Annotated in this window: 19 protein-coding genes and 1 tRNA gene; 15 read left to right on the top strand and 5 right to left on the bottom strand. The window is 68.5% G+C overall.

The window, feature by feature from the left end:
* The first annotated feature begins 1 nt into the window (after position 1).
* From K0O62_RS27185 to K0O62_RS27175, 3 genes are read left to right on the top strand one after another with little or no spacing between them, the layout of a single operon-like run.
* Entirely contained in the window at positions 2–658 is a 657-nt protein-coding gene (locus K0O62_RS27185) for an ABC transporter permease (RefSeq protein ID WP_073857241.1), read from the top strand.
* Positions 655–1,425: an ABC transporter permease gene (locus K0O62_RS27180; RefSeq protein WP_073857240.1), complete on the top strand. Its 771-nt coding sequence runs from the start codon at positions 655–657 to the stop codon at positions 1,423–1,425. Before K0O62_RS27185 ends, K0O62_RS27180 begins: the two co-directional genes overlap by 4 nt.
* Complete coding sequence (locus K0O62_RS27175) at positions 1,418–2,002, top strand: putative glycolipid-binding domain-containing protein (RefSeq protein ID WP_234800160.1); 585 nt, start codon at positions 1,418–1,420, stop codon at positions 2,000–2,002. Before K0O62_RS27180 ends, K0O62_RS27175 begins: the two co-directional genes overlap by 8 nt.
* Here K0O62_RS27175 and K0O62_RS27170 read toward each other — a convergent pair.
* Complete coding sequence (locus K0O62_RS27170; protein WP_207550992.1) at positions 1,965–2,924, bottom strand: prephenate dehydrogenase; 960 nt, start codon at positions 2,922–2,924, stop codon at positions 1,965–1,967. The two genes, K0O62_RS27175 and K0O62_RS27170, sit on opposite strands and share 38 nt — an antisense overlap.
* 77 nt (positions 2,925–3,001) lie before the next feature.
* Here K0O62_RS27170 and K0O62_RS27165 point away from each other — a divergent pair, with 77 nt between their 5' ends.
* The 3 genes from K0O62_RS27165 to K0O62_RS27155 all read left to right on the top strand — a co-directional run bounded on the left by K0O62_RS27165 (position 3,002) and on the right by K0O62_RS27155 (position 4,109).
* Positions 3,002–3,520: a tRNA adenosine deaminase-associated protein gene (locus tag K0O62_RS27165; RefSeq protein ID WP_073857237.1), complete on the top strand. Its 519-nt coding sequence runs from the start codon at positions 3,002–3,004 to the stop codon at positions 3,518–3,520.
* Positions 3,517–3,966, top strand: a complete 450-nt coding sequence (locus K0O62_RS27160) for a nucleoside deaminase (RefSeq protein WP_073857236.1) — start codon at positions 3,517–3,519, stop codon at positions 3,964–3,966. The genes K0O62_RS27165 and K0O62_RS27160 overlap by 4 nt, the downstream gene beginning before the upstream one ends.
* 52 nt (positions 3,967–4,018) lie before the next feature.
* Positions 4,019–4,109: transfer RNA gene (locus K0O62_RS27155), tRNA-Ser, on the top strand.
* A 41-nt stretch (positions 4,110–4,150) separates the two neighbouring features.
* Here the strand turns inward: K0O62_RS27155 and K0O62_RS27150 are convergent.
* Positions 4,151–5,830, bottom strand: coding sequence for an alpha/beta hydrolase family protein (locus tag K0O62_RS27150; RefSeq protein ID WP_131817413.1), 1,680 nt, complete (start codon positions 5,828–5,830; stop codon positions 4,151–4,153).
* 112 nt (positions 5,831–5,942) lie between these two features.
* On the opposite strand from K0O62_RS27150, the gene K0O62_RS27145 reads away from it, so the two are divergent.
* Complete coding sequence (locus K0O62_RS27145) at positions 5,943–7,139, top strand: zinc-binding dehydrogenase (protein WP_073857234.1); 1,197 nt, start codon at positions 5,943–5,945, stop codon at positions 7,137–7,139.
* On the opposite strand, the gene K0O62_RS27140 is transcribed toward K0O62_RS27145, so the two are convergent.
* Positions 7,103–8,500 (bottom strand): PE-PPE domain-containing protein, encoded by a 1,398-nt coding sequence (locus K0O62_RS27140; RefSeq protein WP_165636998.1) that lies wholly within the window; start codon positions 8,498–8,500, stop codon positions 7,103–7,105. The genes K0O62_RS27145 and K0O62_RS27140 overlap by 37 nt on opposite strands.
* A 145-nt stretch (positions 8,501–8,645) precedes the next feature.
* Between K0O62_RS27140 and K0O62_RS27135 the strand changes: the two genes are divergently transcribed.
* Positions 8,646–8,960, top strand: coding sequence for a DUF732 domain-containing protein (locus K0O62_RS27135; protein ID WP_073857232.1), 315 nt, complete (start codon positions 8,646–8,648; stop codon positions 8,958–8,960).
* A 54-nt stretch (positions 8,961–9,014) separates the two neighbouring features.
* On the opposite strand, the gene K0O62_RS27130 is transcribed toward K0O62_RS27135, so the two are convergent.
* Positions 9,015–9,530, bottom strand: a complete 516-nt coding sequence (locus tag K0O62_RS27130) for a lipoprotein LpqH (protein ID WP_073857231.1) — start codon at positions 9,528–9,530, stop codon at positions 9,015–9,017.
* 118 nt (positions 9,531–9,648) lie between these two features.
* The gene (locus K0O62_RS27125; protein ID WP_079244476.1) at positions 9,649–10,089 is read right to left on the bottom strand and encodes a lipoprotein LpqH; all 441 of its coding nucleotides are present in this window, start codon (positions 10,087–10,089) and stop codon (positions 9,649–9,651) included.
* A gap of 55 nt (positions 10,090–10,144) precedes the next feature.
* On the opposite strand from K0O62_RS27125, the gene tgt reads away from it, so the two are divergent.
* The 7 genes from tgt to K0O62_RS27090 all read left to right on the top strand — a co-directional run bounded on the left by tgt (position 10,145) and on the right by K0O62_RS27090 (position 18,808).
* Positions 10,145–11,362, top strand: coding sequence for a tRNA guanosine(34) transglycosylase Tgt (tgt, locus tag K0O62_RS27120; protein ID WP_073857366.1), 1,218 nt, complete (start codon positions 10,145–10,147; stop codon positions 11,360–11,362).
* Between the two features lie 19 nt (positions 11,363–11,381).
* A complete protein-coding gene (locus tag K0O62_RS27115; RefSeq protein WP_073857230.1) occupies positions 11,382–12,605 on the top strand; it encodes a cytochrome P450 in 1,224 nt (407 codons plus the stop codon).
* A gap of 78 nt (positions 12,606–12,683) precedes the next feature.
* Entirely contained in the window at positions 12,684–13,889 is a 1,206-nt protein-coding gene (locus K0O62_RS27110; RefSeq protein WP_073857229.1) for a saccharopine dehydrogenase C-terminal domain-containing protein, read from the top strand.
* A 10-nt stretch (positions 13,890–13,899) separates the two neighbouring features.
* Positions 13,900–15,231, top strand: coding sequence for an acetyl-CoA hydrolase/transferase family protein (locus K0O62_RS27105; RefSeq protein ID WP_073857228.1), 1,332 nt, complete (start codon positions 13,900–13,902; stop codon positions 15,229–15,231).
* 28 nt (positions 15,232–15,259) lie between these two features.
* Positions 15,260–16,612 carry a hydroxysqualene dehydroxylase HpnE gene (hpnE, locus tag K0O62_RS27100; protein WP_073857227.1) on the top strand — a complete coding sequence of 451 codons (1,353 nt, stop codon included), beginning with the start codon at positions 15,260–15,262 and terminating at the stop codon, positions 16,610–16,612.
* On the top strand, positions 16,609–17,169 hold the full coding sequence (locus tag K0O62_RS27095; RefSeq protein WP_073857226.1) for a TetR/AcrR family transcriptional regulator: 561 nt from the start codon (positions 16,609–16,611) through the stop codon (positions 17,167–17,169). The genes hpnE and K0O62_RS27095 overlap by 4 nt, the downstream gene beginning before the upstream one ends.
* Before the next feature lie 82 nt (positions 17,170–17,251).
* Positions 17,252–18,808 (top strand): acyl--CoA ligase family protein, encoded by a 1,557-nt coding sequence (locus K0O62_RS27090; protein WP_073857225.1) that lies wholly within the window; start codon positions 17,252–17,254, stop codon positions 18,806–18,808.
* Positions 18,809–18,815 lie beyond the last annotated feature (7 nt).

Genomic DNA, 18,815 nt, shown 5'->3' with positions numbered 1-18,815 from the left:
CATGACGTATCTGCTGACCCACCTCGACGACGCGTGGACGCTGACCCTGATCCACCTGCGGCTGTCCCTGGTGCCGATCGTGCTGGGATTGCTCATCGCGGTGCCGATCGGTGCGATCATCCAGCGCACGACGGCGCCGCGCCGGATCATCACGGTGATCGCCAGCATCGTGTTCACCATCCCGTCGCTGGCGCTGTTCGTGGTGCTGCCCCTGGTCATTCCGACCCGCATCCTGGATGAGGCGAATGTCATTGTGGCGCTGACGCTCTACACCACCGCGCTGCTGGTGCGCGCGGTACCCGAGGCGCTGGACGCGGTACCGGCCGATGTGCTCGACGCGGCCACCGCCGTCGGTTACCGGCCGCTGACCCGGATCATCAAAGTCGAACTGCCGCTGGCCATCCCGGTGCTGATCGCCAGCCTGCGGGTGGTGGCGGTGACCAACATCTCGATGGTGTCGGTCGGTTCGGTGATCGGCATCGGCGGGCTCGGCACCTGGTTCACCGAGGGCTATCAGGCCAACAAGAGCGGGCAGATCATCGCGGGCATCATCGCGATCTTCGTGGTGGCGGTGGTGATCGACACGCTGATCCTGCTCGCGGGCAAGGCGCTCGCCCCGTGGGACCGGCGCCCCCGTGCGAAGGCCGGTGCCCGGTGAACTTCCTGAACGAGGCGCTGTCCTACATCTTCACCGCGGCCAACTGGTCCGGCCCGGCCGGTCTCGGCATCCGGATCGTCGAACATCTGCAGTACACCCTGATCGCGGTGCTGTTCTCGGCGCTGGTCGCCATCCCGATCGGGCTGCTCATCGGGCACACCGGTCGGGGCACCTTCCTGGTGGTCACCGGCGTCAACGCGTTGCGCGCCCTGCCCACCCTGGGCGTGCTGCTGCTCGGTGTGCTGCTGTGGGGGCTCGGGCTGATCCCGCCCACGGTGGCGCTGATGCTGCTGGGCATCCCGCCGCTGCTGGCCGGGACCTATTCGGGTATCGCGAACGTCGACCGAGCCGTCGTCGATGCGGCCCGCGCCATGGGCATGACCGAACGGCAGGTGCTGTTGCGCGTCGAGGTGCCCAACGCCCTTCCGCTGATCCTGAGTGGTCTACGCACCGCCACCCTGCAGATTGTGGCGACAGCCACCGTCGCGGCGTACGCGAGTCTGGGCGGGCTGGGCCGGTACCTGATCGACGGGATCAAGGTGCGCGAGTTCTATCTGGCGCTGGTCGGAGCCTTGATGGTGACCGCGCTGGCGCTCATCCTGGACGCCGCGCTGGCCCTGGCGGTGTGGTTGTCCCAACCCGGGGCCGACCGGTTCGGGCGGGGTGCCCGGCTACCGCAACCGCTGATCAACGACGAGGTGGCACTCGAATCGCCCAAGGCGGCTACGCAGTCCGGGGGCGGTCGCATACGGTATGAGGGTGACTGAACCAGCCGAGGAGTGGCCGGCGATCCTTACCTGGCGTGCGCACGATGTGCCGCGGATGGAGTCGGTGCGCGTGCAGTTGTCGGGCAAACGGATCAAGGCGTACGGCCGTATCGTGGCCGCCGCCACATCGTCACACCCCGCGTTCAGCACGTCCTACGATCTGGTCACCGACGAGACCGGGGCCACCAAGCGACTGTCGCTGACCATGACGCTGGCCGAACGGGAACGCCAGCTGTCCATCGCCCGTGACGAAGAGGGCATGTGGTTGGTGCGGGACCACCAGAACCAGACCAGCCGGGCCGCCTTCGAGGGCGCACTGGACGTCGACGTGGTGTTCAGCCCGTTCTTCAACGCGCTGCCGATCCGCCGGACCGGGCTCTACCAGCGGGCCGAATCGCTGGAGTTGCCGGTGGTGTACGTGCGGCTGCCGGAGCTGACGGTGGAGCTCGAGACGATCAGCTACACCAGCACCGGTTCCAAGGAGATCAGCCTGAAGTCGCCGGTCGCCGAGACCACCATCACCGTGGACGACGACGGCTTCATCCTCGACTACCCCGGACTGGCAGAGCGGATCTGATCACGCCACCGGCCCGGCCGGCCGCGGCGAGTTCCTCACGCCACTGCGGGGCGCCGACGGTGACGGTCAGGATGTCGGGCCTGCTGAAGCTGTCGTAGCGGATCCGGGCGGCGTGACCGGCCTCCACCAGATCGGCCACCGAGGTGTGCTCGGCGAGGTTCGTGCGCGCCTGGGTGAGCAGTTCGATGCTGCGGTCCAGCCTGGTCAGCAGCTGCTCGGAGTTGGCCTCACACATGGCGCGCACCAGATCGGGCGCGCTGCCCGCCACCCGGGTGCCGTCCCGGAACGATCCGGCGGCCAGGGCGTAGGCCAGCGGCACGTCCCCGGCCGTGACCGCCAGCGCCTCGGCCAGCAGATGCGGCAGGTGCGATATCGCGGCGGCCGCGGCGTCGTGCTCATCGGAGCGGGCCGGCACCACGAAAGCACGGCAGGCCAGGGCGAGGTGCATCACCTCGGCCCACACGCCGGCGTCCACGTCGTCGTCCACGCTGATCACCCACGGGGTGTCGGCAAACAGGTGTTCGTCGCCCGCGGCCCAGCCGGAGTGCGCGGTGCCCGTCATCGGGTGCCCGCCGACGAACCTCGGGCGCAGACCGGCGGCCTCGACCTGCGCCAGCACCGGGCCCTTCACGCTGATCACGTCGGTGAGCGGGCAGTCCGGGGCGTGGGCCCGGACGTGGGAGAGCATGGAGCCGAGCGCGGGCATCGGTACGGCCAGCACGATCAGGGCTCCGCTGTCCGCGGCGCGGGACAACGCCGCGTCGATCGCGGTGGTGGCGTCGTAGCCGTCGAACTGGGCGGCCTTCACACCGTCCACCGAGCGGTTGTAGCCGAACACCTCACGGCCCGCCGCGGCCGCTGCCCGCATCAGCGATCCGCCGATCAGTCCCAGGCCCAGCACGCATACCGGAGTGTCGGTCACCGGTCTAGGTTGGCACACCGTCGGGTGGGCGGTGAATAGGTGGTCATTGCCCCGGCCGGGGACTACCGTTAGCGCCCATGGGAGCACAGCGTGCCCCGGCGCAGGATGCTGCCAACCTGCCCGGTGGATTCGGAGTAGCGGTCGTCCGTGAGGACGGCAAGTGGCGGTGCACCCCCATGCGTAAGGCGGTGTTGAACAGCCTGTCGGCCGCCGAGACCGAGCTGCGGGAATTGCGAAGCGCAGGGGCGGTTTTCGGCCTGCTCAACGTCGACGAGGAGTTCTTCGTGATCGTGCGGCCGGCCCCGGCCGGGACCCGGCTGCTGCTCTCGGATGCGACCGCCGCGCTGGACTACGACATTGCCGCCGAGGTGCTGGACAAGCTGGACTCCGACATCGACGACGAGGACCTGGAGGACGCGGACCCGTTCGAGGAGGGCGACCTCGGGGTGCTCTCCGACATCGGGTTGCCCGACGGGGTGCTCGGCGTCATCGTCTCCGACGAGGAGATGGAGATCGAGGAGCAGATCACCGCGATCGCCCAGCGGCTGGGCTTCGACGACGAGTTGGGCGCGGTGCTCGACAAACTCGGTCGGTGAATCCCGAGCAACAGATCCGGGCCGCTCTGGACGCCGCGCGTGCGGCCGGGCCCCGCGACGTCCCCATCGGTGCGGTGGTCTTCGGACCCGACGGCGCCGAGTTGGCCCGCGCCGCCAATGCCCGCGAAGTTCTGGGCGACCCGACCGCGCACGCCGAGATCCTGGCGATGCGCGCGGCGGCGGTCCGGCTCGGTGACGGGTGGCGGCTGGAGGGCTGCACGTTGGCGGTGACGGTCGAACCGTGCACCATGTGCGCCGGGGCGCTGGTGATGGCGCGGATCGGGGTGCTGGTGTTCGGGGCCTGGGAACCCAAGACCGGCGCCGTCGGCTCATTGTGGGATGTGGTGCGCGACCGCCGGCTCACGCACCGGCCGCAGGTGCGCGGCGGGGTGCTGGCCGCCGAGTGTGCCGCCCCGCTGGAGGAGTTCTTCGCCCGGCAGCGCTGACGGGTCGGCCCGCGATTATGGCCAGCCGCGCGCGCCCGGTAAGCTTCTCGCCGGTGGCGTGTCCGAGCGGCCTAAGGAGCACGCCTCGAAAGCGTGTGACGGGTAACCCCCGTCCGAGGGTTCAAATCCCTCCGCCACCGCCATGAAAGCCCCCGTCCGAATGCGGACGGGGGCTTTTGGTCTGTCAGACCGCGAGGGTGACGAACCGCGCCGCGGGTACCGCGACCGATCCGATGACGACGCCGTTCGCGGTGCCCTTCGGGGTGCTGATCGGCAGGGCGCTGCCCGGGGCCAGCTCGTCACCGTTGTCGGTGTCCCCGGCGAACCACTCGGTGAACCAGGTGGCCGCCAGGATGTCGACGGCCTGCTGGTTCTGCGGCTTCGGGAAGCCGGCGATCAGGTAGGCGGCGAACTGGATGATCGGGTTGCCGCCGCGCATCGAGTCCATGTGCACGCCGCCGGAGAGCACCACCCCGTTGAACCGGCCCGGGCGTGCCTCGTTCAGCGCCTGCTTCACATTGCCGATGAAGTTGAACGCGTTCGGTGGCGCGCCGATCTCCCGGATCGGGATGTAGCGACCGGTGGCGTCCTGGTAGTCCTGCAGCTTGCGCAGCGTGTCGGCCATGACGGTGCCGGTCGGGACCCCGTCCAGGGTGATCACCCCGACCAGATCGTCGGCGGCGTTCTTGTCCACCAGATAGCCGGCCACCGCCGCCACCAGCTGACCACCCGCCGAGTGTCCGGCCAGCCCGAACTTCACCGGCAGCGCGGCGGTCGCCGGGTCCAGGCCGTAGCGGGTGGCGAAGCCCGCAGCCAGCGCACTGTCGGTCAGAGCCTTGCGATCGCCGGTGAACAGGTCGGCGATGCTGTTCCACATGCCCGCCCCGTTGAGCCACGCGTCGTCACGGGCGAAGAAGTTCGACGAGATCGTCGGGGTGACCACGATGGCGCCGGTCGCCTCCGCGAGGTTGGCCGCGGTGTAGCTGTACATCGGACCGAGCGCGAAGAAGCCGTGCTGCAGGACGATCATCTTGTCCGGCACCGTCTCCCCTTCGGGGTAGTACCAGTTCGCCTTGATCCGCTGTCCGCTGGACAGCAGAATCGTCGAGTTCCGCACTGTCACCGTGCTGTTCGCCGGCAGTGCGGGCGGGCCGGTGACCAGTGCCTCCAGCGCCTGCAGGGTGTTGATCGCAAGCCCTCCGACCGCCCGCACGATGGAGTCGGTCACCCCGGCGATCCACCGGAACAGCGAGCCCCCCGGCGCGGCCGCGGCCTTCACCGGCGCAGCCTCGGCCGGGACGGCGGCCAGCGCCAGTGACGCGGCCGGCCCGGCCGACGGCGCGACGGCGGCGCTGATGTCGGTCGCGGCGGGCGTGACCACCGCCGGTGATTCGGTAGCGGCCGGGGCGCTGACGGCTGCGGCCGGTTCGGGTGCCGACGCGGTCCGCGCGGCGCTGTGGGGTTTGAATGACGGTGACGCACCGAACCGGGCGAAGAGGTGGCGCTTGGGTTTCTTCGGGGCCTCGGCGACGCTGTCCTCGGGGCGGGTGGCCTCCGGTGCCGGCTCCTCGGCCGCGGGCTCGGGTCCGGCCTCAGGCTCGTCGGGCTCGGGCTCGGGTGCGGGGTCCGGTTTGGCGTCGCTGTCCGGCGCGGTGTCCGGGCCGGTATCGGGTGACCCGGAACCGGTCGGGTCCGTGGCGGTCGTGGACTGCGAGGCGGGACCCGACGTGGCATTCGAGGACGACCCCTCAGAGCTGCCGGACGTGCCGTCGTCGGCCACCGCCACGCCGGCACCGGCGAGCACGGCCGCCGATACCCCGGCCGATAACAGCCCAGCGCTGACCCACACGGAGAGGCGCTCCATGATTTCCCCTGACCTTCGACTCAGATTGCTTTCCGCATATTGACAGGGCGGTAAGACCCACGGGCGGTTTTGGCAGACCGCCATACTCGGATACTGACGAAGGGAAATACCTATGAGGGCTGTCAGCTGTGTATCCGGCGAACTGTCGGTTATCGACCTTCCCGCTCCGCGCCCGGCGCCCGGCCAGTTGGTGCTCGACGTGCGGCGCTGCGGGATCTGTGGATCCGACCTGCACGCCAAGGACCACGCCGACGAACTCGTGGAGGTGATGGACGCGGTCGGGTACCCGGATTTCATGCGCGGGGACACCCCGGTGGTGATGGGCCACGAGTTCTGTGGGGACATCGTCGAGCGGGGCCGCGGCGTGGCCAAGGAGTTCAAGGTCGGCGCCACGGTGGTGTCCTTCCCGCTGCTGCGCGCCCATGGCGGCGTGCACTTGACCGGACTTTCGCCGCTGGCCCCCGGCGGCTACGCCGAACAGGTGCTCACCGAGGCCGCCATGAGTTTCGTGGTGCCCAACGGTCTGGACGTCGACACCGCCGCCCTCACCGAGCCGATGGCGGTCGCATTGCACGCGGTGCGGCGCAGTGAGATCGGGCGCCGCGACACCGCCATCGTGATCGGCTGCGGGCCGGTCGGGCTGGCCGTCATCTGCCATCTCAAGGCGATGGGTGTGTCCACCATCGTCGCGTCCGATTTCTCGCCCGCGCGCCGCGCGCTGGCGGGCCGGTGCGGCGCGCACGTGGTGGTCGATCCGGCGCACGAGTCACCGTATGACCGGGTGGCCCGGCAGAAGGGCGTCATCACCGCGGCCCCCGACCTGTACGAGCTCGGCATGGGATCGATGGAGAAGCTGCGCAAGGTGCCCGGCTGGGCGCACCTGTACCGGGTCGCGGACAAGCTGGGGGCGGCCGGCCCGAAACGGCCCGTCATCTTCGAGTGCGTCGGGGTGCCGGGCATGATCGACGGGGCCATCACCGCCGCACCGGTCAACAGCCGGGTCATCGTGGTCGGGGTCTGTATGGGGGACGACCGGATCCGGCCGGCGCTGGCGAACGGCAAGGAGATCGACCTGCGGTTCGTGTTCGCGTACACACCACTGGAATTCCGCGACACCCTGTACCTGCTGGCCGAGGGCAAGATCGATGCCTCGGCCTTGGTCACCGGCACCGTCGGGCTGGACGGGGTGGACGCGGCGTTCACCGCACTCGGCGACCCGGAAGCCCACGCCAAGGTGTTGATCGACCCGCGCAGCGCCGCGGTCGAACCCGTTCAGGCCGCCGCGGCGCCGTCGTCGCGGTTGTCCTGATCGGAGTCGGTCTTCCCCGATCCGGCGCCCTCGGAGGGGGCGGGGGTGTCCGGCGTCTCGGCCACGGGCTTCTCGGCGGGCTTCTTGCTGGGCTTCTGGTGGCCGAAGACCGTCCGGATCGTGCCGCGCAGCGCCTTCTCCAACGGGCCGGCTTCGAACTTCTTCTTTTTCTGGACCGCGGTCACCGGACGCTCGGCATCGACCTCGGTCTCGTCGGCCGCCTCGGCATCGACCTCGGGTGCCGGCGTGGGGTCCGGGACGCTACGCAAGGGCGCTGAGGCCGTTCGATCCTGGCTGCCGGCGGCCGGGAGATCGGGTTCCTGCTCGGGCGCCCCCGGCGTGCGCTTCCTGCCGAGCAGGTTCTGCACCCCTTCGCGCAGTGCCCCCGGCACGGCGTGCAGCGCCTCCAGGACCTTGTGCGGCGGAGTGATCAACGAGAATGGCTTGCGGACTTCGGGATTCAGGTTCAACCGGTCGGTGTAGGCCATGTCGACGATGACCCGCAGCAGCGGCTCGATGAATCCGAGGAACCGCTCGGACACCGGTGTCACACCCAGCCGGGCGGCGATGTCGCGGAGCGGACCGAGCAGCGGCAGTCGTGGATTCGGCACCAGGATGTAGGTGTCGGTGCCACCGGCGCCGTTGGGTACCTCCTTGACGAGGTTGCCCTCGGCGTTCGGGTCCATCGGGTTGTAGGACCGGTCGATGTGCGCATAGTGGTGTCCGAGAAGGCTGTTCAGCAGCGCCACCGGATTGAGGTAGGCGGGGAAGTCGCCGTACGGGTCGTACTCGTTGGTGATGTAGGTGGTGTTGTACTGGGTGGGCTGGGCGGGACCCATGCCGGGTATCGCGAGGCCGGGGAGGATGCCGGGGATGAACAGGCCGGGGAACCGGGCATAGATTCCGCCGTTGGGGATGAAGGGTGTGGCGATCTCCAGGAAGCTCAGGTCCAGCGGTGACGGCGGATTCGCCGAACGGGCGATGTCCCGCTTGAGTTGCTGGACGAGCAGCGCCCCCTCGGAATAGCCCGCGACGAGGATCTTCCCGGACGAGGTGGCCAGCGTATCGGTCAGGTGTTCGTGCAGCACCGGCATTCCCACCCGGATGCTGTTGGTCATGTCGAGCGTGGCCGGGTACGCGCTGCCGATGTAGGTGTAGCCGGGCGGCACGAGGGTCTGATTGAGCTTGAGGGGCAACCGCTGCGAGGTCGCGTCCTTGCCGCCGCCGATGCCGATGACGGTGTTGACCAAGGTGACCAGCGAATGCACCGTCGCCCCGGTCGCCTGTCCGAGCACCAGGGCGACCGAGAGCCCCAGGGCGGCCAGCGCCGTCAAAAGTGTTCTGCGGTGTCCTACAGTCATCCAATGTCCCCTCGACGACCAGGACGGTACATGGGTATTGCCTGTCGCAGGAGGGATTTGCCGCGTCCTGACCGGCGGGGGATTAGAGTCAGCGCGCATGAAGGCTTCTCGGGTATTGGTGGCGGCGGCCGCGGTGACGGCGGGGATGGCTGGTATGGCGGGCATTTCGGCGCACAACGCGCCGCCGGCCCAGGCGGATGTGGTGGCCTACTTGGTCAATGTGCATGTGCGGCCCGGCTACAACTTCCCCAACGGTGATGTCGCCATCGCCTACGGGCACAGCGTCTGCGACCGGGTCGCGGCGAAGATGCCGTACGCGCAGTTGGTCGATCAGCTCAAGGCCGATTTCCACACCAGCGACTACTACCAGGCCGGTTACCTGATCAACCAGGCCGTCAACGAGCTGTGCCCGGCCCAGATCTGGCAGCTGCGCGAATCGGCGGCCGGCTACACCGGATGACAGAACGGCGGCGCCCCGAGTGGGAGCGCCGCCGTCCTGGTGAGCGTGACCCGATCAGGGGCAGGTGACCTCGATGGTGAACGGCTTGTTCAACGGTGTCGTCGGGTTCGCCATGTCGACGCCGGTGGCGGTCCCGCTGATCTTGTAGGTGTTGCCGTCCTTCTCGGCGGTGGCTTCGCCGCCGGCCCCCTGGGTGAAGCCGAGCGACACACCGTCGACGTTGCCGAGCGCAACCGAGCTGACGGTCGGGGCGTCGCCCTCGCTGACCACCGCGGCGATGCCGGTCATGGATTCACCGATGGCGATGTTGACGTTGCCGCCCGTCGTGGCGCACACGACGTTGCCCTCGACGGCCTGGTCCTGACCGTCGATGGTGACCTTCGTGGTGGCCGCCCCGGTGGTGACGGACGGAGACTCGGCGACCGTGGTGGTCTCCACGGTGGTGGTGACCGATACGGTTGTCTCCTCGGTCGTGGTGGCCGAGGAGGAGTTGTTGTCCGACGAACATCCGGACAGGCCTGCGATCACGAGTGCGGCGCCACCTACGGCGACGACAAAGGCACGTTTCACGTCTGATCTCCTTTTCCGTGTTACCCGTCAAGGACCCCCCGACGGCCTGTGTGCAGTATGGTTCGCCGCCGACACTTCATGATCAGTTTGCGCGAAATGCTTGACATCGACGCGATGGTCAGCAAGAAACCCGGAGGATGAACTTCCCGTCGGCGACGAAGCTCTGGGCATCGGTCCGGAAACCCGTCGCGGTGCCCGTGATGACGTAGGTGGGGCCGGTCATGGAGACCTCCGCGGCCGGCTCTCCCAGTCCCGCGTTGTAGTTGCCGGTGAACCCGGCCTTGTCGCGGATACCGACCGCTTCGGCGATCAGCCCGTCGCCACCGGAGACCAGGGCGGTCAGCCCGGAGGCGTCGGTGCCGGCGGTGATGCTGGTCAGGAAGCCCGTCGACGAGCAGTGCACGTCGTGGGTGGTGCCGCCGTCGCGGCCGTCGATGCTGATCTGTGCCGTGCCAGCCGGCAGCACACCCTCCGGTAGCGGCTCGGCCGCGCGGTCGGATGAGCAGGCGACGCAGGTCGCCCCGGCTGCTGCGATCAGGAACAACGCTCGGATTTTCATGGACCGAATGTACGGCCGGGCGGAAGCGGGCACAGTGACTTGGTTGAATATCGGGGTGAGTGAGCAGTTCTTCGAGGTACGGGCCGAGCTGCCCGGCCGGTCCGGGCGCGTCGGCACCATCCATACGCCACACGGCGATATCCAGACCCCGGCGTTCATCGCGGTCGGGACCGCCGCCACCGTCAAGTCGGTGCTGCCGGAGACCATGAAAGACCTTGGTGCACAGGCAGTCCTGTCCAATGCCTACCACCTCTATCTGCAGCCGGGGCCCGACGTGGTGGACGAGGCCGGTGGCCTGGGCGCCTTCATGAACTGGCCGGGGCCGACCTTCACCGACAGCGGTGGTTTCCAGGTGATGTCACTGGGCGTCGGATTCAAGAAGGTGCTGGCGATGGATGCCAGTCGGGTGCAGGCCGACGACGTCATCGCCGAGGGCAAGGAGCGGCTGGCTCACGTGGACGAGGACGGGGTGACGTTCCGCTCGCACCGCGACGGATCCAAGCACCGGTTCACCCCCGAGGTGTCCATCGGCATCCAGCATCAGCTGGGCGCGGACATCATCTTCGCGTTCGACGAGCTGACCACGCTGGTGAACACCCGCAGCTACCAGGAAGAATCGGTGCGCCGCACCCACGACTGGGCGGTGCGCTGCGTGGCCGAGCATCGCCGCCTCACCGAGGTGCGCCACGACAAGCCGTATCAGGCACTGTTCGGAGTGGTGCAGGGCGCGCAGTACGAGGATCTGCGCCGAAAGGCCGCGCGTGGTCTGGCCGACCTCGGGTTCGACGGCTTCGGCATCGGTGGGGCGCTGGAGAAGCAGAATCTGGCCACCATCGTCGGCTGGGTCACCGACGAGCTGCCGGACGACAAACCGCGGCATCTGCTCGGGATCAGCGAACCCGATGACCTGTTCGCGGCGGTGGCCGCCGGCGCGGACACCTTCGACTGTGTCTCCCCGTCGCGGGTCGCGCGCAACGCCGCGGTCTACTCGGCGAGGGGGCGGTTCAACATCACCGGATCGCAGTACAAGCGAGACTTCACACCCATCGACGCCGAATGTGACTGCTACACCTGCGCGCACTACACCCGGGCGTACATCCACCACCTGTTCAAGGCCAAGGAGATGCTGTCCTCCACGTTGTGCACCATCCACAACGAACGATTCATCATCCGGCTGGTGGACCGGATCCGTGAATCGATCATCGCCGGCGAGTTCGACGAGCTGCGAGAAGACGTCCTCGGCCGGTATTACGGCAGCTCAGGGGCTTCTTAGACGTTTGTACAATAAGGGCATGACGAGTTCTGCGGACGCGCAGATGTTGCTGGTCCAGCTGCTCGACCCGGCCAACCGGGCGGATCCGTACCCGCTGTTCGCGCAGATCCGTGAGCGCGGCCCGCTGCTGATGCCGGAATCCAATATGACGGTGTTCTCGTCGTTCGCCGACTGCGAGGACGTGCTGAGGCACCCGGACTCCTGCAGCGACAGCATGAAATCCACTGTCGTGCAACGCCAATTGGCCGCCGGGGCGATGCCGCCGCGCGGGAACACCCCGGGCTTTCTCTTCCTGGACCCGCCCGATCACACCCGGCTGCGCAGGCTGGCGCAGCAGGCATTCGCGCCGCGGGTGGTCCGTGAACTGGAGCCCGAGATCGCCGCCACGGTCGACGGCCTGCTCGACGCGATGGCCGAGGCCGGATCCGGCGACCTGATCAGCGATCTGGCCTATCCACTGCCGGTCGCGGTGATCTGCCGGCTGCTCGGCGTCCCGGTCGCCGACGAATCCCGGTTCAGCAGTGCCGCAGCGCTGGTGGCCCAGGCGCTGGACCCGATCATGACGATCACCGGTGAGCCGGCCGAACAGGCCGACGCCCGCCTCGCCGCGGGGGACTGGCTGCGCGAATATCTCGGCGGTCTGGTCGAACAACGCCGCACCCACCCGCGCGAGGATCTGATCTCGGCGTTGATCGCCGCCGAGGAGGACGGTGACCAGTTGAGCGCCGAAGAGATCGTCGCCACCTGCAACCTGCTGTTGATCGCCGGACACGAGACCACGGTCAACCTGATCGCCAATGCCGCGCAGCAGATGCTGCGCGACACCGGGTACTGGGCGGCGCTGGCGGCCGATCCGGACCGGGCGAGCGCGATCGTCGAGGAGACGCTGCGGTTCGATCCGCCGGTGCAGTTGTCGATGCGGATCGCCGGGGCGGACATGCGCATCGGGGAGGTGGACGTCGCGTGCGGCGACACCATGCTGTTGTTGCTGGCGGCCGCGCAGCGGGATCCGGCCATGTACGAGGCCCCCGACGAGTTCCGGCCGGATCGGGATTCGGTTCGGCACCTGTCCTTCGGGCTCGGACCGCACTTCTGCCTGGGCGCGCCGCTGGCCCGACTGGAGGCCCGGGTGGCATTGAGCAAGCTCACCGCCCGTTTTCCGCGGGCCCGGCCGGCGGCCGAGCCGGTCTACAAGCCGAACGTCACCCTGCGCGGCCTGGCTTCGCTTTCAGTTGCCTTTTGACCGCCAAACGATCAATTCGGTGTAAAACTACGAGAAAAAGCCATCATTTCGTCGGTCTCGGCACCGTATGGTGTCGATATGCGGATTCTCTTGGTGGGTGCCGGCGGCGTCGGCTCGGCGTTCTGTGCGATCGCTGCGCGGCGAGACTTCTTCGAAAAGATCGTGGTGAGCGACTACGACGGGGCGCGCGCGGAGCAGGCGGCCGCCGCGGTCGGCGACGCCCGGTTCAGCGCCGCCCAGGTCGATGCCACCTCCGCCGACGCGGTCGCGGCGCTGGTCGGTGAGCACGGCATCACCCATGTGATGAACGCCGTCGATCCCCGCTTCGTGATGCCGATCTTCGACGGGGCGCTCGCGGGCGGCGCCGACTATCTCGACATGGCGATGAGCCTGTCGGTGCGCCACCCCGACAAGCCCTACGAGCAGACCGGGGTGAAACTGGGCGACCAGCAGTTCGCCGTGGCGCAGGAGTGGGAGTCGGCGGGCCGGCTCGCGCTGGTCGGTATCGGTGTGGAGCCCGGTCTGTCCGATGTCTTCGCCCGGTACGCCGCCGACCATCTGTTCAGCGAGATCGAGGAACTCGGCACCCGCGACGGTTCCAACCTCACCGTGGACGGCTACGAGTTCGCGCCGTCCTTCTCGATCTGGACGACCATCGAGGAGTGCCTCAATCCGCCGGTGATCTGGGAGGCCGACCGCGGCTGGTTCGTCACCGAACCCTTCAGTGAGCCAGAGGTTTTCGACTTCCCCGAGGGAATCGGTCCGGTGGAGTGCGTCAACGTCGAGCACGAAGAGGTGCTGTTGATGCCGCGCTGGGTGGACTGCAAGCGCGCGACGTTCAAGTACGGCCTGGGTGAGGAGTTCATCGACGTCCTCAAGACGCTGCACAAGCTCGGCCTGGACCGCACGGAGAAGGTGAAGGTCGGTCCCGTCGAGGTCAGCCCGCGCGATGTGGTGGCGGCCTGCCTGCCCAACCCTGCCACGCTGGGGCCCAAGATGAAGGGCAAGACCTGTGCCGGGCTGTGGGTGACCGGCACCGGTAAGGACGGCCGGCCCCGGTCCACCTACCTGTACCACGTGGTCGACAACGAATGGTCGATGGCCGAGTACGGGCACCAGTGCGTGGTGTGGCAGACGGCCATCAATCCCGTTGTCGCCCTGGAACTCCTGGCCACCGGAACCTGGAAGGGCGCCGGGGTCTTGGGCCCGGAGGCCTTCGACGCGGTGCCGTTCCTGGAGTTGCTGACCGCCTACGGCTCACCGTGGGGCATCAAGGAGCTGTAGCGTCACGGCCATGCCAGTAGAGCTGACCGCCGAGCAGGCCGCCGCCCGACTGAGGTCCGTGGACACCCTGGGTATCCCGCTCGGGCCCGGTCAGCCGCCGGCGTTCCTGCGTGCTTTGGGTGAGCGCGACGACTGGACCGATCTGCGGGTCTACGGGGCCCTGCTCGCGGTGCTCACCGAGTTGTTCAACCACAAGGGTGTGCACTACCTGTCGGGCTTCTACGGACCACTGGACCGGGCGCTGCGCGACAGCGGCGCCGACGTCGAGTTCCTGCCCGCGGATTTCCGGCGCTTCGGCCCGCTGCTGCGGCGTCAGGCGCCCCGGGTGGTGGCGACCGTCGCGACACCGCCGGATGCCGACGGCTGGTGCTCGCTGTCGCTGCACGCCGGGGGCACCATCGACGAATTGCACCGGGCCGGAGCCGATCCCGACCGACTGCTGATCGTCGAGGCCTCCGATGCGTTCCCACGGACATACGGTCTGGGGGAGGACAATCGGCATGCGCTGCACGTCGACGAGATCGACATCCTGGTGCACTCCTCGGAGGCTCCGCCGGCACTGCCCGGCGGGGACGCGCCGCCCAGCGAGATCGACCGGGCGATCGCACAGAACGCCGTCGGCTATATGCCGTCCGGGGTGACCCTGCAGACCGGTATCGGTTCTATCCCCAATCAGATCGCCACACTGCTCGCCGAGGGCGACGGCGGCCATTACGGCCTGCACAGTGAGATGTTCACCGACGGCTGCATGCGGCTACACCGGGCAGGCAAGATCACCAACACGCAGAAGGGCCAGCACGAGGGCGTGAGCGTGACCACGTTCGCGTTCGGGTCCTCGGAACTCTACGAGTGGCTGGACGGCAACCGGGAGGTGGCCTTCCTGCCGGTCGAGCTGGTCAACGCCCCGGAGACGATCGCGAAGAACCACCGGATGGTCACCATCAACGGTGCGCTGGCGATCGACATCCACGGCCAGGTGGTCGCCGACACCATCGACGGCGGCCAGTTCAGCGGGATCGGCGGTGCCGAGGATTTCGTGGCCGGCGCCGGACTGGAGTTGACCGACCGGTCGCTGATCTGCCTGCCGTCGACCTACCTGAAGGGTGAACGGTTGCGGTCGCGGATCGTGCCGTGGTTCGGCCCGGGTGCGGTGATCACCACGCCGCGCCACCATGTGGACGTCATCGTCACCGAATACGGCACCGCCGAACTGGAGGGATTGACGGTCCGCGAACGCGGTGAGGCGCTGGCCGCCATCGCGCATCCGCAGTTCCGGGATGAGCTGTATGAGGCCGCGGCCCGGGCGGCCAACGGCCGGTCGCCGGTCATCAGGCTTGTCTAACTTACAAACTGTAAGTTAGCGTCGCCGGATGGGAGACGACACGCGGCGGTTCGTGGTGATCGGTGGCGGACTGGCCGGACTGGCGTCTGCGGTCTGGCTGGCCGAGGCGGGCTGCACGGTGACCCTGCTGGAGCGCCGCGGCAGCCTCGGTGGTCGCGCGCACGCCATGCGGGCCGAGGCCGTCGACGACGTGCCCGACAACGGGCAGCACGTCATCGCCAGCGGGTATCAGCACCTGTACCGCTACCTGCGCAGCGTCGGCACCCGCGAACACATCGCCTTCCCGAAATCCTCCACGCTGCGCTGGCCGGACGGTCGCAAGGTCACCATGCACACCACCGGTGTGGGTGCGGTCAAAACCCTGCTCGGGGTGCATCCGGACGCGAGCTGGGCCGACAAGCTGCGTGCCGCACGCGCGACCATGCTGCTGGGCTGGCAGGCGCTGCGGCAACCGGCCGATCTGGCCGACCTGTCCACCGAGCAGTGGTTCGACCGGGTCGGTATGCCGGCCCCGGCCCGAGAAGCGTTGTGGGACTGGCTGGCTCTGGGCATCGCCGCCGAACCGGTGGCGCAGGAATCGGCGAAGGTCTTCGCCAACGTACTCAGCACCGGCATCCGGCTCGGCATCAGACATGGCACCCCGGTGACCATCGGCTACCCGACCGTCGACCTGGACACCCTCTACATCGAGGGGGCGCTGAAGGTCTTCGAGCGGCACGGGGTCGACGTGCGATACCGGGCGGTGGCCCGCAAGATCCGCATCACCGACGGCCAGGTCACCGGCGTGACGCTGGCCGACGGCACCGAGATCCCGGCCGACGCCGTGGTGTGCGCGGTACCCAACTCGAACATCGGCGGCCTGCTCGACGACCTGCCCGAGCATCCCGAGATCTATGCCGCTGCAGACAAACTCGGCTACACCCCGATCGTCAGCACCAACCTCTACCTGGACCGGCCGCTGGGCACCGAGTCCGCGTTCGAGGGGCTGATCGGCGGGACCGGGGTCATCGACGAGGTCTTCGACCGGCAGATCATGCACGGCCGCAGCACCGAACGGGCCTGGCTGTACTGCCTGACCACCAGCGGCGCCTACGAGCAGATCCACAAGAGCAACGAGGAGATCATCGACGAGCAGATGGCCCTGCTGCGTCGCTACTACCCGGCCGCGGCGGAAGCGAAGGTGCTGGAGGCTCAGGTGGTCAAGATGCCGCGTGCCACCTTCTCCCAGGTGGTCGGCACCGACGGGTTGCGGCCGCCGCAACGCACCTCGGTGCCCTCGCTGGTGCTGGCCGGGGACTGGACCGCCACCGACTGGTCGGCGACCATGGAGAGTGCGGTGCAAAGCGCGGCCAAGGCTGTCGATCTGCTGCTGAAGAAATGACCCGCCGCCGGCTCAGCGGTGCGCAGCGTCGGGATCAACTGCTCGATGTGGCCCGCGATATCGTCGCCGCCGACGGTTACACCGCGCTGACCGTCGACCGCATCGCCCGGACCGCCGGTGTCACCAGAGCCGTTGTCTACCAACAATTCACCGATCTGGAAGGTTTGACCACCGCACTGCTGGACCGGGAATCGGCCATCGCGTTCGCCGGGATGGGCAGTGTCGAGCGCGCACGCGACATCGACGAACTGGGCCGCGGAATCCTGGCCTATCTGCACGCGGCGCCGACGAGTTGGCGGATCATCCTGCGACCGCCGGAGGGTGCCCCGCCGGAGGCCCGGGTGCGGATCGAGCTGGGGCGGGCCTATGCCAGGACCGTCGCGGCCCGACCGTTGCGCCTCGATCCGGACGGACCGGCCGCACGGATTCTGCTGGCCTCCATCGAGGAGCTGGCCCGGCTGCACCTCGAGGACCCCGAGGCGCATCCCGAAGAGGTGGTGCTGGAATACCTCACCTCGCTGATCGACTGGGCGACCGAACGCGCATCCCGACCGTAGTCGGTTGCCCCGCAACGCACTCCGCGGTTAACCCGGACTCTTCACGGTTCCTCTCGACGCCGGACCGGAGTACCGTCCGATCATGGCTGACTTCACCTTTGCGCCACTGTCACCGAACAGCCTGCTGCAGCGATCTGCCCGAGCATTTCCCGAGCGTATGGCCGTCATCGACGGCGATCTGCGGCTTACCTACACCGAGTTTGCGGACCGGTGCGGCCGGGTCACCTCCGCGCTGGCGGCCGCCGGCGTGCAGCGCGGCGACCGGGTGGCCGCACTGTGCACCAACAGCCACGTCATGCTGGAACTGCATCAGGCGGTGCCCGCCCGCGGGGCGGTTCTGGTACCGATCAACACCCGGCTGTCGTTTGCCGAGATGCAATACATCATCGGCCATTCCGGTGCGCGGATGCTGGTCGCCACCCAGGAGTTCGATGCCCGCGCCCGCGAACTCGCGGCCGACCTCGGGATCGATGCGGTGGTGGCCGGGGGCGAGGGCGACGATTACGAGGCGTGGCTGCCCGCGGTGCCGTTCCCCGAGGACGAAGTGCAGGTCGACGAGCGTGACCTGCTCGCGATCAACTACACCTCGGGCACCACCGGCCACCCGAAAGGGGTGATGTACCACCACCGCGGGGCCTACCTACAAGCCGTCGCGATGGCTTATCACACCCGACTCGCCCCCTCGACCGGATATCTGTGGACCCTGCCCATGTTCCATTGCAACGGGTGGTGCTTCACCTGGGCGGTGGGCGCCGCGGGGGGAACCCACGTCTGCCTGCGCAAGATCGACGCCGGCGACATCTGGACGGCGCTGCATGGCGGCGCCGTCACCCATTTCAGCGCCGCCCCGACCGTGCTCACCATGATCGCGGAGCATCCGGCCGCGCAACCGCTGCCGCACCCCGTGCATGTGGACACCGGCGGTGCCCCGCCCTCACCGGCGCTGCTGGCCAGGTTGACCCCGCTCGGCTTCGACGTCACCCATCTCTACGGTCTCACCGAGACCTACGGTCCGGTCGCGGTGAACGTATGGCAACCGGAATGGGACGAGTTGGCGCCCGAGGAGGCCGCGAAACTGCGGGCCCGCCAGGGTGTCGGCAACATCATCGCCGACCCGCTGCGGATCCTGGACGAGGCCGGTGTGGACGTGCCGCGCGACGGCGAGACGATCGGTGAGATCGCGGTGCGGGGCAACGACGTCATGCTCGGCTACTACCACGATGACGATGCCACCGCCGCCGCCACCCGGTCGGGACACTTCCTGACCGGCGACCTCGGTGTCATGCACGCCGACGGATATGTCGAAATCCGGGACCGGGCAAAGGATGTGATCATCTCCGGTGGTGAGAACATCGCGTCCATCGAGGTGGAGAAGGCGATCGACAGCCATCCCGAGGTGGTCGAATCCGCCGTCGTCGCGGCCCCGGACGAGAAGTGGGGCGAGGTCCCGGTCGCGTTCATCACCACCCGCACCGGGTCGGAGGTCACTCCCGAAGAGCTGACCCGGTTCCTGCGCGAGCGGATGGCCGGCTTCAAGGTCCCGCGCACGATGCTGTTCGAGCAGCTACCCAAGACGTCGACGGGCAAGATCCGGAAGAACGTGCTGCGCGCCCGCGCTCAGAAGCGGGATCCGGACTGAAGGACCG

Origin of the sequence: Mycolicibacterium diernhoferi (assembly GCF_019456655.1) — a bacterium.
In the GTDB taxonomy this organism is placed as follows: Bacteria; Actinomycetota; Actinomycetes; order Mycobacteriales; family Mycobacteriaceae; genus Mycobacterium; species Mycobacterium diernhoferi.
This window is presented reverse-complemented; position numbering and strand designations above follow the sequence as displayed.